This window comes from Pseudomonas sp. SK2 (genome assembly GCF_016772395.1).
GTDB classification, from domain to species: domain Bacteria; phylum Pseudomonadota; class Gammaproteobacteria; order Pseudomonadales; family Pseudomonadaceae; genus Aquipseudomonas; species Aquipseudomonas taiwanensis.
Window position 1 is genome coordinate 3,344,091 of the sequence record NZ_CP061944.1, and the last position, 15,010, is coordinate 3,359,100.

General features: G+C 61.5%; 14 protein-coding genes. 7 read left to right on the forward strand and 7 right to left on the reverse strand.

Features of this window, described 5'->3' with window-relative positions:
* The first annotated feature begins 2 nt into the window (after window positions 1-2).
* Together IF103_RS15015 and IF103_RS15020 are read left to right on the forward strand one after the other, a co-directional pair.
* A complete protein-coding gene (locus IF103_RS15015; RefSeq protein WP_023381205.1) occupies window positions 3-1,457 on the forward strand; it encodes a right-handed parallel beta-helix repeat-containing protein in 1,455 nt (484 codons plus the stop codon).
* A gap of 163 nt (window positions 1,458-1,620) precedes the next feature.
* Window positions 1,621-2,022 carry a hypothetical protein gene (locus IF103_RS15020; RefSeq protein WP_027908159.1) on the forward strand — a complete coding sequence of 134 codons (402 nt, stop codon included), beginning with the start codon at window positions 1,621-1,623 and terminating at the stop codon, window positions 2,020-2,022.
* 103 nt (window positions 2,023-2,125) lie between these two features.
* On the opposite strand, the gene IF103_RS15025 is transcribed toward IF103_RS15020, so the two are convergent.
* Window positions 2,126-2,557, reverse strand: coding sequence for a GNAT family N-acetyltransferase (locus IF103_RS15025; protein ID WP_023381207.1), 432 nt, complete (start codon window positions 2,555-2,557; stop codon window positions 2,126-2,128).
* Window positions 2,547-2,933, reverse strand: coding sequence for a DUF488 domain-containing protein (locus IF103_RS15030; protein ID WP_027908160.1), 387 nt, complete (start codon window positions 2,931-2,933; stop codon window positions 2,547-2,549). The genes IF103_RS15025 and IF103_RS15030 overlap by 11 nt, the downstream gene beginning before the upstream one ends.
* A gap of 128 nt (window positions 2,934-3,061) precedes the next feature.
* On the opposite strand from IF103_RS15030, the gene IF103_RS15035 reads away from it, so the two are divergent.
* On the forward strand, window positions 3,062-4,678 hold the full coding sequence (locus tag IF103_RS15035; protein ID WP_104881496.1) for an inorganic phosphate transporter: 1,617 nt from the start codon (window positions 3,062-3,064) through the stop codon (window positions 4,676-4,678).
* Window positions 4,679-4,791: 113 nt separating this feature from the next.
* On the opposite strand, the gene IF103_RS15040 is transcribed toward IF103_RS15035, so the two are convergent.
* The 3 genes from IF103_RS15040 to IF103_RS15050 form a co-directional block, all read right to left on the reverse strand.
* Window positions 4,792-5,487, reverse strand: coding sequence for a glutathione S-transferase N-terminal domain-containing protein (locus IF103_RS15040; protein WP_023381210.1), 696 nt, complete (start codon window positions 5,485-5,487; stop codon window positions 4,792-4,794).
* A gap of 73 nt (window positions 5,488-5,560) precedes the next feature.
* Complete coding sequence (locus IF103_RS15045) at window positions 5,561-6,058, reverse strand: PaaI family thioesterase (RefSeq protein ID WP_023381211.1); 498 nt, start codon at window positions 6,056-6,058, stop codon at window positions 5,561-5,563.
* 107 nt (window positions 6,059-6,165) lie between these two features.
* Complete coding sequence (locus tag IF103_RS15050) at window positions 6,166-7,548, reverse strand: amino acid permease (RefSeq protein ID WP_202675452.1); 1,383 nt, start codon at window positions 7,546-7,548, stop codon at window positions 6,166-6,168.
* Window positions 7,549-7,971: 423 nt separating this feature from the next.
* Here IF103_RS15050 and IF103_RS15055 point away from each other — a divergent pair, with 423 nt between their 5' ends.
* A complete protein-coding gene (locus tag IF103_RS15055; protein ID WP_027908163.1) occupies window positions 7,972-9,222 on the forward strand; it encodes a 2-aminoadipate transaminase in 1,251 nt (416 codons plus the stop codon).
* 3 nt (window positions 9,223-9,225) lie between these two features.
* Here IF103_RS15055 and IF103_RS15060 read toward each other — a convergent pair whose 3' ends face one another.
* Window positions 9,226-9,528, reverse strand: a complete 303-nt coding sequence (locus tag IF103_RS15060; protein ID WP_023381214.1) for a hypothetical protein — start codon at window positions 9,526-9,528, stop codon at window positions 9,226-9,228.
* Between the two features lie 207 nt (window positions 9,529-9,735).
* Between IF103_RS15060 and IF103_RS15065 the strand changes: the two genes are divergently transcribed.
* Together IF103_RS15065 and fusA are read left to right on the forward strand one after the other, a co-directional pair.
* Window positions 9,736-10,161, forward strand: a complete 426-nt coding sequence (locus IF103_RS15065) for a hypothetical protein (RefSeq protein WP_202675453.1) — start codon at window positions 9,736-9,738, stop codon at window positions 10,159-10,161.
* A gap of 73 nt (window positions 10,162-10,234) precedes the next feature.
* Window positions 10,235-12,349: an elongation factor G gene (fusA, locus tag IF103_RS15070; RefSeq protein ID WP_023381216.1), complete on the forward strand. Its 2,115-nt coding sequence runs from the start codon at window positions 10,235-10,237 to the stop codon at window positions 12,347-12,349.
* Between the two features lie 111 nt (window positions 12,350-12,460).
* Here fusA and IF103_RS15075 read toward each other — a convergent pair whose 3' ends face one another.
* Window positions 12,461-13,903: a SulP family inorganic anion transporter gene (locus tag IF103_RS15075; RefSeq protein ID WP_023381217.1), complete on the reverse strand. Its 1,443-nt coding sequence runs from the start codon at window positions 13,901-13,903 to the stop codon at window positions 12,461-12,463.
* 135 nt (window positions 13,904-14,038) lie between these two features.
* Between IF103_RS15075 and IF103_RS15080 the strand changes: the two genes are divergently transcribed.
* Entirely contained in the window at window positions 14,039-14,803 is a 765-nt protein-coding gene (locus IF103_RS15080) for a secretin N-terminal domain-containing protein (RefSeq protein ID WP_238546527.1), read from the forward strand.
* Window positions 14,804-15,010 lie beyond the last annotated feature (207 nt).

The window sequence follows — 15,010 nt, forward strand, 5'->3', positions numbered from 1 at the left end:
CCATGACTGCCCTCGCCCGCTTCCCCCTCGCCTGCCTGGTCACCTTGGGCCTGGCCGGCACTGCCCAGGCCGCCAGCCAGACGCTGACGGTCAACTACACCTTGACCACACTGACCCAGGAGCAACGCACGCACAAGGTCGACCAACTGCGCCAGCAGGTGCGCGAGGCAGTGACGTTCCATCAGGCAGAACGCCCGCGCCCGGCGGGCCGCGCTAGTGTCAGTCTGCAACCGATGTTCTCGTCACAGGCCGGCAGCTGGCCCTTCGAGCCATTCGTCAACAACGGCCTGTTCCGCGCCATCGCCGGCTACCAGGCGCATCATCCTCAGGTAGTGCTGGTGCGCGCGGGCAGCATCACCCTGGCGCAGTTGCACGATGCGCTGAACGATACGCGCATCCTGAGGCGCTACAAGGACGGTTACCTGCTCAGCTACCCGCTGATGATCGGTGCCGACGCCGGGTTGGTGTTGGAGGGCACCCGCCTTTACTTGTCGAGCCATTCGGGCACAGCGCTGATCAACCAGGGATGGCTGGGGTTGAACCAGTCCAGCCTGCAAAGCCTGGCCGGTGACCGACCAGGCAACACCGACCGCGCCTGGCGGCCGTTCGTGGTGGCCTGGGCCGGCAGCCATACCCAGGTGATTGGTTCGACCCTCAAGCGCCTGGGCTACAACGCCAACCTGTCCCGCGGACTGACCACTGCCCTAAGTGCCCAGCAAGCCGCGAACACACCTGCCGCCACGGTGATCATCCGCGACAGCCACTTCAGCGAGATGTCCAGCGCGGTGGAGTTGCAGCACAGCCAGGCGACCATCACCGCCAGCCAGTTCGAAAAGTCGCAGCAATACGCCATCGACGTGCGTGACAGCCAGGTCAAACTGCAGGACAACCAGCTACGCGGCATCGACAACAACAGCGGCGTGCGCCTGCGTGGCCAGACCCGCGCCCAGGTCGATGGCAACCTCATTCTGGGTGCGGCAAAGGCGGCCATCGAAGTCAGCGAACAACAGGGCGCGGTGCTGCTGGCCGGCAATCGCATGGGTGACAGCCGAGGCAATGGCATCCAGTTACGCAACCTGGCACCCACCACCGCTGCCCCGCTGGTCGTCGAAGATAACCTGCTGGCCAGTAGCCAAGGCAGCGCGGTGGATGCCAGCGAAGTCAGCGCCTTGGCACTGCTCGACAACCGCATCGGCAATACCCAGGAGTATGCCGTCAGCCTGCGCAATGCCACACCGCTGGCAGGGCCGCTGGTACTCAGTGGCAATCGCCTGGGCCAGGTCGGCAAGGCACTGGTACGGGTCGAGGGGATGCGGGATGTCGTGATGGGCGCTAACCGTTTCGAAGGTAAGCCCTTGTTGCAGAATTTATTGATCGGGGATCTGCTGCCGGTGCAGGGGCAGTTGCTCGACGCTACGGTTCGTCAGGGGGCGACGGTGCAGGTGCAGCAACAGTGAGTCCAGGCATGTGCGGGGCTTCGCCTTTTCTATGCCACCTTCAAACTCGCCCACATGAAAAGGTCACACGGCATATAAGAGCGCGCCCTATCATTTTTACCAGTACCCCTTGGATACTTCTTTCGCTACATTTAAGCCTCACTCAAAAATCGAGGACTTAACAATGAGCAATACTGATACACAATGGATCGAAGAGACAAAATGGATCGAAAACCGATTTGTTATCGAATTCAAAAGCACGGGCTTAAAATATGAAACAGACAAATTCGATTCCCACAGCACCTTGATCAAAGGCACCTTCTCTTTAGCCTCAGGCAATTATGTGGTCGCTATCGAGACGAGGACCGCAAGCTTTACCAACGGCAACTGGGTAGTCCCAGATCAACTAGATGTAACCCTTTACCCACCAAATGGCCGAATCATAGCCACTCAAGGCGAGGTACACATTATTCAACGAGTGGGTCAAAAGGTATGGGGGAGGATCGACGTGAGCTATCCACTAGAAGACGATAAGAAAGAAACGGTCACCGGTCGATTTAAGACAACACTCCGAGTAACTGACTGATACACCAAGACGCCTTCCAATCAACCTTGGAGGCCTTCGTCTCATAACCTATCAGCGCTCTCGCTTTCACTAACGTAGCCGGCGCTTCAGCGAACCCGCTACGTTAGTCTATTTCTCGCTGCAGTTGCCAAAAACAATCCGCCTCCCCGACTTTTAGAAAGCCATGGCGCAAGTATAAGTATCGCGCCGGATTACTCCTGAATACCATCAACCTCAACAATGGCAAATGCCGCAGCGACGCCCAGTCGGCCAGTTGCTCCAGCACACAACTCCCCACGCCCCGGCCGCGATGTTCTGGCGACAGGTGCAGTTCGCGAATGAACAGCGCCTGCCGGTCCTGGCTCAGGCTACAGAACCCCAGTACGGTATCCCCCTCCACCACTAGCCATTGCTCGCGCCAGGCCCACGCCTGGTCGAACGCTTCCTCGATCCACAGCAAGTCGAACTCGCGGTAGTACGGCAACATCGCCCGCCGCGTCAGATCGCGCGCGAACGTACGATCGGCGTCGGTCGCGGCTTTCAGTTCAATGGCCATAGCACACCGGCGAGCTTGCCGGCCCATGTCGGTCCAGTTCATCCTCCAGCCATTGCGCCAACACCCGTGCGTTGTTGTGGCGCGTGTCCTTGCCGGCATAGAGCAGGGTCAGGTCCCCCTTGGCCGCCAGGTCCAGCAGGGGGTACCAATGCTCGGGATGCGCCGCCAGCTCTTGCCGGTAGCGCTGGCTAAAAACGGCAAAATCCAGCTCACCCCGATGGAATGCCTGGCGCAGCTCGACGGAAGGCGCGACCTCGCGCAACCAGGTTCCCTGCAGGTCATCCTTGCGTTTGTTGCGCGGCCACAGGCGGTCGACCAGCACACGTTGGCCATCGCTTGCCTGCGCCGCATCGTAGACACGCTTGCAGTGAATCATGGGTTTCTCCTGCGCTGACCGTTCGTCCCTGGCCTAGCGAGTTCTTTGACAAAGATCAGTCTAGCGTCCCGAATTGTTTCTATGCTCAGGGGCCTCGGCAACTTCGCCCAACGCCAACCGGAGCCCCCATGGCAACCCCGTCACTGGCCACCCAGACGCACCTGGCCCAGCGCGACGCCCGCCCGCAATTATCCCACAAGCCTGGGCGCGCCACCCTGACCTTGTTCTTTGGCCTGCTATTGGCGGGCATCGCCTATACCGCCTGGAGCCTGAGACAGGACGTCACCGCCAGCGGTACGGTCATCACCACTGTCACCCCCTTTCTGCTGCTGGGCCTGGCTTTGCTGATCGCTCTAGGCTTCGAGTTCGTCAACGGTTTCCATGACACCGCCAATGCTGTAGCCACCGTGATCTACACCCACTCTTTACCTGCGCCAGTGGCAGTGGTGTGGTCTGGGCTGTGCAACTTCCTGGGGGTGCTGCTTTCCAGTGGCGCGGTGGCCTTCGGCATCATTGCTTTGCTACCGGTGGAGCTGATACTACAGGTCGGATCTTCGGCTGGCTTCGCCATGGTGTTCGCCCTTTTGCTGGCGGCGATCATCTGGAACCTTGGCACCTGGTGGCTGGGCCTGCCGGCCTCATCGTCACATACGCTGATCGGCTCGATCATCGGCGTGGGCGTAGCCAACGCCCTGATGCATGGCCGCGATGGCACCAGTGGTATCGACTGGAGCCAAGCCAGCAAGGTCGGTTATGCCCTGCTCTTTTCCCCGCTGGTCGGTTTCGCCTGCGCGGCATTGCTCCTGCTGGCCTTGCGCGCACTGGTCAAGCGCCGGGCGCTGTACCAGGCACCGGAAGGCCAGACCCCACCGCCCTGGTGGATCCGTAGCGTGTTGATCCTGACCTGCACCGGCGTGTCCTTCGCCCATGGTTCCAATGATGGTCAGAAAGGCATGGGGCTGATCATGCTGATTCTGGTCGGCACATTGCCCATGGCGTACGCCCTGAACAAGACCATGCCGAACGAGCAGGCCTTGCAGTTCTCCGCTGTCGCTGAAGTGACGCGCCAGGCGCTGGTACGCAGCGACCCGCAGCCAGCGCCGGCCGATCCGCGCCGGGTGCTGACTGCGTTCATTGCCGAGCCCAGGACCAACCCGCAACTGGTGCCCGCCCTGGCAGCACTCACCGGTATGATCGGCGAGCAAGTCAAAGGCTATGGGTCGCTCAAGCGCGTGCCAGCCGAGGCCATGGCCAACGTGCGCAACGACATGTACCTGACCAGCGAAGCCATTCGCCTGCTCGACAAGCACCGCCTGGCCACCTTCGATGCTGCCACCCGCAGCCAGGTACAGATGTTCAAAGGCCAATTGGACGATGCCACGCGTTACATCCCGCTGTGGGTCAAGGTGGCCGTGGCCATCGCGCTGGGATTGGGCACCATGGTGGGCTGGCGGCGGATCGTGGTGACGGTGGGCGAGAAGATCGGCAAGACCCACCTCAGCTACGCCCAGGGCGCTTCGGCCGAGGTGGTGGCAATGTGCACCATCGGTGCTGCGGACATGTTCGGGCTACCGGTATCCACCACCCATGTGCTCAGTTCAGGGGTAGCCGGGACCATGGTGGCCAACGGCTCGGGCATTCAGAAACGCACCCTGATCAACCTGCTGATGGCCTGGGTGCTGACACTGCCGGCGGCCATGTTGCTGGCGGGGTGCCTGTACTGGATTCTGAGCCACGTGTTCTGAATCCGGGGCACTGGCCCCTCCCACACGGACAGCGCAGATCCTGTAGGCGGCGGCTTGCCGGCGATGACGCCGGTACAGTCAAGACGACGCCGTTACCCGTCCATTCAAATACTTCAACCCGGAATTTTCAGCCCACGCTGCACCGCTGGGCGTTCGAGGAACCGAGCCAGCGCACGCTGCACTTCCTTGAACTCATCGAACCCCACAAGCTCCCGGGCGTTGTAGCGCTCCACCAGGTTGCGCACCCAGGGGAAGATGGCGATATCGGCAATGCTGTACTCGTCCACCATCCACTGCCGCCCTTCCAGGTGTCGGTCGAGCACGCCGAGCAGGCGCTTCGATTCGTTGACGTAGCGGTCGCGAGGGCGCTTGTCTTCGTATTCCTTGCCCGCGAAGAAGTGGAAGAAGCCCACCTGGCCGAACATCGGACCAATGCCGCCCATCTGGAACATCAGCCATTGCAAGGTCTGGTAGCGGCGGGCCGGGTCGTCGCTGAGCAACTGGCCGGACTTTTCCGCCAGGTACTGCAGGATCGCCCCCGATTCGAACAGCGGCAGCGGCTGGCCGCCCGGACCGTTCGGGTCGAGAATCGCTGGGATCTTGTTGTTGGCGCTCAGGGAAACGAACTCGGGAGTGAGCTGGTCGTTGCTGTCGAAGTTGACCTTGTGCACCTCGTACGGCAGCCCGATCTCTTCCAGCATGATCGAAACCTTGACGCCGTTGGGGGTGGGCAACGAATACAGTTGCAGCCGCTCAGGGTGTTTCGCGGGCCACTTTTGAGTGATCGGGAATGCGCTCAGATCGGTCATGGTCAACCTTGCCTGGGGAATGGTCCTGCCACTCTAGAGGCATCGCGGTCGGCTGACCATCATCCCGTGGCCTTCAAGCCTGTCCGTGGGCCTTGAGCTTGAGCTTGTCGGTATCGACTCGTACGAACACCGAATCAGCGGTCACTGTCAGCACATCGCCAGCCCAGACTTCACAGATCACGCGGCTCTTGCGTCCCACCTCGCCCTCTACACGCGCCTTGAGCAATAACTCCACGCCCATCGGGGTCGGCTTGAGGTAGGTGAGGTTGAGCGTGCCGGTGACGCAGTCGATGCGCGGCAAGCTGCCCGGCTCGCGACCTTCGGCACGGTAGTGATAGGCCATGGCGGTCCAGTTGGAATGGCAGTCGACCAGCATGGCCAACAGGCCACCGTAGACCAGGCCGGGCCAGCCGCTGAACGTGCTGTCAGGTGTGTGCCGGCACGACAGATGAATGCCATCGGCGTCCCAATGGCTTTGCACGTGCAGACCGCTGGGGTGGGCGCAACCGCAGCCATAGCAGGTGCCGTCCGGCGCGGCCAGGGCTTGAAGGGAAAGGGTCTGGTCGTTCATGCGCTTCCTGTGCTTGTTGGAATGGGAAGAAATGCCTGCCTCGATGGTAACGCTCGAATCTGTCAGCGCCAATCGCAAAACGGGGGCGCACCGCGCCCCCTGGAGGATCACGCCGTCTGAGCGACTACCTTGCCCCGACGCTGGGTCAGCGACACCAGCAGGATGAACAGCGTCACCCCGGCAGTCATCAGCGTCTCGTAACGGTAGGCATCACTGAGCAGCATGTAGCCCAGGACCATGACGATGGTGCCGATCACCAGCCAGGTCAGCCATGGGAACAGCCACATCTTCAGTTCCAGCGGACGGCCTTCGCGCTCGGCACGGGCACGCATGCGCAACTGCGAGACGGCGATCACCAGGTACACCAGCAAGGCGATGGCGCCCGTGGTGGACAACAGGAAGCCGAACACCTTGCCGGGGAATACATAGTTGACGAAGCAACCCGCAAAGCCAGCCAGGGTCGAGAGAATGACCGCAACGGTTGGAACACCCGAGCCGGAGACACGCTTGGTGATGCCAAGCGCCTGGCCACGGGCCCCCAGGGAATACAGCATCCGTGACGCGGTGTAGAGGCCAGAGTTCATGCAGCTGGTCACGGCCACCAGTACCACTACGTCGACCAGTAGCTTGGCGCCCGGCACGTTGAGTACCTCCAGCGCCCGCTGGAACGAACCCACTGCCTTCAGGCCCGGATCGTTCCAGGCGACCAGCGATACCACCAGGAAGATCGACGCCAGGTAGAAGATTGCGATGCGGTAAACCACCAAGTTGGTGGCGCGTCGGATCTTGTCTTTCGGGTTGGCCGTCTCGTCAGCTGCAATGGTGACGATCTCGGCACCAAAGAACGAGAAGATGGTGATCAGCACGCCACCGAGCACAGTGCCGAAACCGTTGGGCATGAAGCCACCGTTGTCCCACAAGCGGCTGACACCAGACACCTCGGCCAGCGGCCAGGCGCCGAATACGGCGAGGCTGCACACCACGATGAAGGCGATGATGGCAAGCACCTTGACCAGCGCGAACCAGTACTCGAAGGCGCCGAAGTTCTTCACGCTGATCAGGTTGGTGCCCGACAGCACGACCATGATCAGGAACGCGAACAGCCATGACGGCACGCCCGGGAAATAGGCATGGAGAATATCCGCGCCGGCAATCGCCTCGACCGGGATGATCAGCACCCAGAACCACCAGTACAACCAGCCGATGGTGAAGCCCGCCCAAGGGCCGATGGCCTCGCCAGCATAGGTGGAAAACGAGCCGCTGTTAGGATTGGCGATGGCCATTTCACCCAGCATGCGCATCACCAGCAGCACCAGCAGGCCAGTCATGGCATAAGAAATGAGAATCGCTGGGCCAGCGGTGGCGATGGCATTGGAGGAACCGATGAACAGGCCTGCGCCGATGATGCCGGCAATGGAGATCATGGACACCTGACGTGAGGTCAGGCCGTGCTGCAAGGAACGCTGTTTCTTGTTGTGTAGCGAAGCCATGGAGAACCCTCGAATGGGTTGGCCGCCGCAAGGGCGGCTGAAAGTTGGAGCAGAATTCTGGTAAGTCCGTAGTGCTCGTTCTTGTTGTTGTGAAGGCGCCGGTAGCGGATATTTCCCTCCTCTTCGCACGACCGGTTGTCAACGTTGTTCCAGGCCAGTATCAATCCATCGGCGTGGGTCAACAAACGACCTTTTCGAAACACATGATTCCATTTGAGAATGAACTTCTGACGTTTCTGCTCGGTACCAGTCCACAGCGCCCAAACGGCAGACAGCACGATCCATTTCACCGTTGCCCTAAAGAGGCTAGCGAATCCGCCAGTTCACGAATCCATGGAATGATCGCAATCCAATAATTCGTTTGCGGTCTCACACCTTTGCACGCTTGGATAGGGGGAAACTTGAACAAAGGTTTGCGTGCCCATGCCTCAGGAAAGTATCAGCCAGTCCATTGCCATCGTTCATCCGATCACACTTTCCCATGGCCGCAATGCGGAAGTTTGGGACACGGACGGCAAACGTTATATCGACTTCGTCGGCGGTATCGGCGTACTCAACCTGGGCCACTGCAACCCGGCCGTGGTCGAGGCGATTCAAGCGCAGGCCGCGCGCCTGACCCACTATGCCTTCAACGCCGCCCCCCATGGGCCGTACCTGGCGCTGATGGAGCGCCTGAGCCAGTTCGTACCCGTCAGCTACCCATTGGCCGGCATGCTCACCAACAGTGGCGCGGAAGCGGCGGAGAACGCCCTCAAGGTCGCCCGCGGTGCCACAGGCAAGCGCGCCATCATCGCCTTCGACGGCGGCTTCCACGGTCGCACCCTGGCAACCCTTAACCTCAACGGCAAGGTCGCCCCTTACAAGCAACGGGTCGGTGAGCTGCCCGGCCCGGTTTATCACCTGCCCTACCCCAGCGTCGACACCGGCGTGACCTGCGAGCAGGCACTCAAGGCCATGGACCGCCTGTTCAGTGTCGAACTGGCGGTCGAAGACGTGGCTGCATTCATTTTCGAGCCGGTTCAGGGTGAAGGCGGCTTCCTCGCCCTCGACCCCGGATTCGCCCAGGCCTTGCGGCGCTTCTGCGACGAACGGGGGATCTTGATCATCATCGACGAAATTCAGTCAGGCTTCGGTCGCACCGGCCAGCGCTTTGCCTTCCCGCGACTAGGGATGGAGCCAGACCTGCTGCTGCTGGCCAAGAGCATCGCCGGCGGCATGCCGCTGGGCGCGGTGGTCGGACGGCAGGACCTGATGGCGGCCTTACCCAAAGGTGGCCTGGGCGGCACCTACTCGGGCAACCCGATTGCCTGTGCGGCGGCCCTGGCCAGCCTGGCGCAGATGACCGACGAGAACATCGCCACCTGGGGCGAGCGTCAGGAACAGGCCATCGTTCGTCGATTCGAGAAGTGGAAGGCGGCAGGTCTGGGTGGGTGCATCGGCCGCCTGACCGGCGTGGGCGCCATGCGCGGGATCGAATGCGTCGATTCCGACGGCAACCCTGCGCCAACCCGGCTGGCCAAAGTGATCGAAGCAGCCCGGGCCAAAGGCCTGCTGCTGATGCCCAGCGGCAAGGCGCGGCACATCATTCGCTTGCTGGCACCATTGACCATCGAGGCCGAAGTGCTCGAGGAAGGACTGGATATCCTCGAGCAGTGCCTGGCCGAGTTGGCCTGAGGCTTACAAGCCCAGTTCAGCGGGGGTCAGCATGTCCGACTCGAAGGCGATCCAGCCGCCTTCGAGCTCGGCATGGCCGTTGACGATAGGGCCATAGTAGGTCAGGCCATTCTCCAGGGTCACGCAGATATGCGTGGCCGATTTTTCCGGGGCCGCGAGCGTACCGACGAAATGCACCTTCTTCAGCACTTCGGTCACGGCTTCGAGACCGACACGCATGTTGGGGTTTTCCGACGCCTCGACGTCACCGCCACGATCTTCGGCGCTGACAGTGATGGTGGCGATGTACGGGTACTTGTTGCTCAAACGGGGTTACCTCGATTGATGGATGTAGGCAGGCGCGTAGAGTACGGTAGCCGTTACCGGTTGTCTCTACTGCCCGACTTCAGCACGATCTGCGGTCCAGGCGGGAACCGCTTGCCAGCGACTAGGCCAGACCTGCAACAGGTGATCTGAAGGCCCCGATCTGTTAGGGTGCCCGCCGATACATGCCCCACCACCCGAGGATTTAGCGTGAGCGCCGAACACCCCCTGATCGCCGACCTGTTCGAGGTCGACAAACGCCTGACCCTCAAGCCCGTCGTGGACTTCAACAGCTACCTGCGCAATGCTTTCGGCGAGGGCTCGTGCCGCTGCCATCGCTGCTCCGAGGGCAACGACCCAAGCACCTATAGCCACCAGCACACGTTCACCCTCGAAGACCGCCAACTGCATCGCCGCTTCGCCAGTACCGCTGGCAGTGACGTGCTTCAAGTGCTGAAGAAAGCCTGGCTGTCCTACACCAAGGCCGACCTGCCCCCCATCGGCGTGCTGGATCTGACCACGCTCAAGACCTTCACCGAGCCCAGCCTGCACGCCCGCCTGCTGGCCCTGCTGCCTGCCAGCGGCCTGGCCCGGGAAGTCGACGGCCAGTGGATGCTGCAAGCCCAGGCCGATTGATGGCCCGGCGGTAAAGCAGGATTCTTCCGGTCTGCTACCTTGGGAGAATCCGCCCATCCGCAGGTAGTCCGTCATGGCCCGTACAACGCCCATCGAGCTGTACCGCAACATCGGCATCGTCGCCCACGTGGATGCCGGCAAGACCACCACCACCGAACGCATCCTGTTCTACACCGGGGTCAACCACAAGATGGGCGAGGTGCATGACGGCGCCGCCACCATGGACTGGATGGCCCAGGAACAAGAGCGCGGCATCACCATTACCTCGGCTGCCACCACCGCCTTCTGGCAGGGGTCGACCAAGCAGTTCGCCCACAAGTACCGCTTCAATATCATCGACACCCCCGGCCACGTCGACTTCACCATCGAAGTCGAGCGCTCGCTGCGCGTGCTCGATGGCGCGGTCGTGGTATTCAGCGGCGCCGATGGCGTCGAGCCACAGTCCGAGACGGTGTGGCGCCAGGCCAACAAGTACCATGTCCCACGCCTGGCCTACATCAACAAGATGGACCGACAGGGCGCCGACTTCCTGCGCGTGGTCAAGCAGATCGACCAGCGCCTGGGCCACCACCCGGTACCCATTCAGCTGGCCATCGGTGCTGAGGAAAACTTCATCGGCCAGGTCGACCTGGTGAAAATGAAGGCCATCTACTGGAACGAAGCCGACCAAGGCACCAGCTATCGCGAAGAGGAGATTCCGTCAGAACTCCTGCCCTTGGCCAACGAGTGGCGGGCACGCATGGTCGAAGCGGCGGCCGAGGCGGATGACGAGCTGACCATGAAGTTTCTCGAAGGCGAAGAGCTGACCACCGAAGAAATCAAGGCCGGCCTGCGCAAGCGCACGCTGAACAACGAGATCGTCCCGACCATCCTGGGTTCATCGTTCAAGAACAAGGGGGTACCGCTGATGCTCGATGCGGTCATCGACTACCTGCCCGCCCCCTCGGAAATCCCGGCGATCAAGGGCACCGATCCGAACGATGAGGAGAAGCACCTGGAACGCCATGCCGATGACAACGAACCGTTCTCGGCCCTGGCCTTCAAGATTGCCACCGACCCCTTCGTCGGCACCCTGACCTTCGCCCGGGTATATTCCGGCGTGCTCAGTTCAGGCAATGCAGTGCTCAACTCGGTCAAAGGCAAGAAAGAAAGGATCGGCCGCATGGTGCAGATGCACGCCAACCAACGCGCCGAGATCAAGGACGTCTGCGCCGGTGATATCGCGGCACTGATCGGTATGAAGGACGTCACCACCGGCGACACCCTGTGCGACATGGACAAGCCGATCATCCTTGAACGCATGGACTTCCCAGACCCGGTGATTTCCGTGGCCGTCGAGCCCAAGACCAAGGCCGACCAGGAAAAGATGGGCATCGCCCTCGGCAAACTGGCCCAGGAAGACCCTTCGTTCCGGGTCAAAACCGACGAAGAAACCGGCCAGACCATCATTTCCGGCATGGGCGAGCTGCACCTGGACATCATCGTCGACCGCATGCGCCGCGAGTTCAACGTCGAAGCCAACATCGGCAAGCCGCAGGTGGCTTACCGCGAGAAGATCCGCAATACCTGCGAGATCGAAGGCCGCTTCGTGCGCCAGTCCGGTGGGCGTGGCCAGTACGGCCATTGCTGGATCCGCTTTGCCCCAGGCGAAGAGGGCAAGGAAGGCCTCGAGTTCGTCAATGAAATCGTTGGCGGCGTGGTACCCCGTGAATACATCCCTGCCATCCAGAAAGGCATCGAGGAGCAGATGAAGAACGGTGTACTGGCCGGATACCCGCTGATCAACCTCAAGGCTGCGGTATTCGACGGCTCATACCACGACGTCGACTCCAACGAGATGGCCTACAAGATCGCCGCGTCGATGGCTACCAAGCAGTTGTCGCACAAAGGCGGCGCGGTACTGCTGGAGCCGGTGATGAAGGTCGAGGTGGTTACGCCCGAGGAGTACCAGGGCGACATTCTGGGTGACTTGAGCCGGCGCCGTGGAATGATCCAGGACGGCGACGAGACCCCTGCGGGCAAGGTCATACGGGCGGAAGTGCCTTTGGGCGAGATGTTCGGCTATGCCACCTCGATGCGCTCGATGACCCAGGGGCGGGCCAGTTTTTCGATGGAGTTCACCCGATATGCCGAGGCACCGGCGAGTATTGCCGATGGCATAGTGAAGAAGAGCCGCGGGGACTCCTGAGCCGCCGTCTCATTGCCGGGGCAGCCCAGGCAATTCGTGTGTCGTTGCTCCAACCCAGGGGCCGCGTTGCGGCCCTTTGGCGGCGCCAGGCCGCTCTCACGGGTTGGGCCGTCAGTCCTGCTCCCCAGCCCGTTTCAGCAGTTTCTTGCAACGCTCGGAAAGATGCACCACCCGCAGTTGCTTGCCCGCCTTGGCATAGCGCTCGCGCAAGGTCTTCAACGCTGCGACCGCCGAGTAGTCGACGAAGCTCAGGTGCTGGCAGTCCAGGGTCACCTTGGCCGGGTCATTGGCCGGGTCGAACTGGTTGAGGAACGGCGTGGTGGAGGCGAAGAACAACGTGCCGTGCACCTGATAGCGCTTGCCGCCCTCTCCGTCGTCATGGCTGTCGGCATACAGCTCCCGCGCATGTTGCCAGGCGAAATTGACTGCCGCGATCACGATGCCGAACAACACTGCCATGGCCAGGTCCGTGAGCACAGTGACCACCGTCACCGCAATGATCGCCAGGACATCGCTCACCGGCACCTTGTTCAGCACCCGCAACGATGCCCAGGCGAAGGTCTGCTGGGCCACCACGAACATCACCCCGACCAGCGCCGCCAGCGGAATCCGTTCGATCAGAGGCGACAGGAACAGCACGAACAACAGGATCATGCCACCCGCCACGACGCCGGACAGTCGGCCACGGCCGTTGGAACTCAAATTGATCACCGTCTGCCCGATCATCGCGCAACCGCCCATGCCACCGCACAACCCGGAAACCATGTTGGCCGCGCCCAGGGCCACGCACTCCCGATCCGGGAAACCACGGCTCTCGGTGATTTCGTCGGTGAGGTTCAGCGTCAGCAGGGTTTCCAGCAGGCCAACCATGGCCATCAGCACGGCATAGGGGGCGACGATCTCCAGGGTGTCCAGGTTCCACGGTACATCTGGCAGGGCCAACTGCGGCAGGCCACCTGCAATGTGCGCCATGTCGCCGAGGGTGCGGGTGGGAAGATCGAGCAGGTACACCAGCAAGCCGACACCGAGAATCGCAACCAGCGCCGGCGGCACGGCGCGGGTCAACCTGGGCAAGACGTAAACCACCAGCATGGTCAGCGCCACCAGGCCGATCATCAGGTACAGCGGTGCGCCAGCGAGCCAATGTTCGCCCTGCTTGAAGTGCTCGAGCTGCGCCAGGGCGATGACGATCGCCAGACCGTTCACGAAGCCCAGCATTACCGGATAGGGCACCAGGCGTACCAGCTTGCCCAGACGCAGCGCGCCGAACAGGATCATCACCACCCCACCGAGCAGCACGGTGGCCAGCAGGTATTGCACACCATGCTGTACCACCAGGGCGACGATCACCACGGCCATCGAACCAGCTGCGCCGGAAATCATGCCAGGACGGCCACCGAACAGCGCCGTCAGGGTGCAGATGATGAAAGCACCGTACAGCCCCATCAGCGGATTGAGGTGGGCCACCAGGGCAAAGGCGATGCACTCGGGCACCAGGGCAAAAGAGGTGGTCAGGCCGGCGAGTATGTCGGCGCGGAGTCGAGCGGGCTTCATGGCAATCCTACGGCGGTGCCCTTGAGGGCGATGCAAAACACAAGGAGCGCGATGTTACGGAATTTGTCCTACAGCAGCCACCACCACGCAGAACCTGTGACCCAGACCCGGCACAACGCGAACAAATTTGCCATCATGAACATTCCACCCGCGGAGATCATGGACATGCCGCTACGCCCCCTCATTACCTCCTTGCTGATGGCCGCAAGCTTCACCACCCAGGCCGCCACCGAAGTGCTGCCGCTGCAGCATCGCAGCAGTGCCGAACTCCTGCCCACTGCCCAGTCCTTTCTCGGCAGGGACGGCACGGTCAGCGCCTTCGAGAACAAGCTGATCGTCAACGCCAGCCCCGAGCGTATCGACGACCTGCGCTCGCTGCTGCAGCAGCTGGACACAGCGCCCAAGCGCCTACTGATCAGCGTCGACAACACCGACCACAACTTCCAGGACAACCATGGCAACGCCCGAATCATCCAGTACGGCACCGCCAACCGTGAGGGTGGCATGCAGCAGATCCAGGCCAGCGAAGGCAAGGCCGCGCTGATCCAGATCGGCCAGAGCATACCGGTGACCAGCACCAGCACCGATGGTTACGGCGGCTTCCAGAGCAACACTGAATACCGCAACGTCACCCAAGGTTTCTACGTGACGCCAAGCGTGAGCGGCGACACGGTTCGTCTGCAAATCAGCACCAATAATGACCGCATCAGCCAGGAACGCGCCGATGTAGTGAAAGTTCAAAGCACCGACACGACAGTCACTGGCAAGCTCGGAGAGTGGATCACACTGGCGGGCTTCAACCAGGAAAGCCAGTCCGAACGCAACCCATCAACCCTCACTTACAGCACCCAGCGCGGCGAAAACATGACTTTGCGTGTCAAAGTCGACCTTCTGGACTGATCCCAGGCAAATCAAGGCCTCGACCAAAGGCCTTGAAACTGACCAGCAAGTCGCATTAGACCAAAGATGTAGTAAGTGGAAAAAAGCACTACAAAACATTTGACAGGCACTTTTTCCCAAGGGCATGATGGCCTCGCTCCCGCTAATCAGAGGCCCTGGCAAGGGTCTTCGAAGCGCGCTCCTCCCACCCCTGGAGGCGCTTCGTGT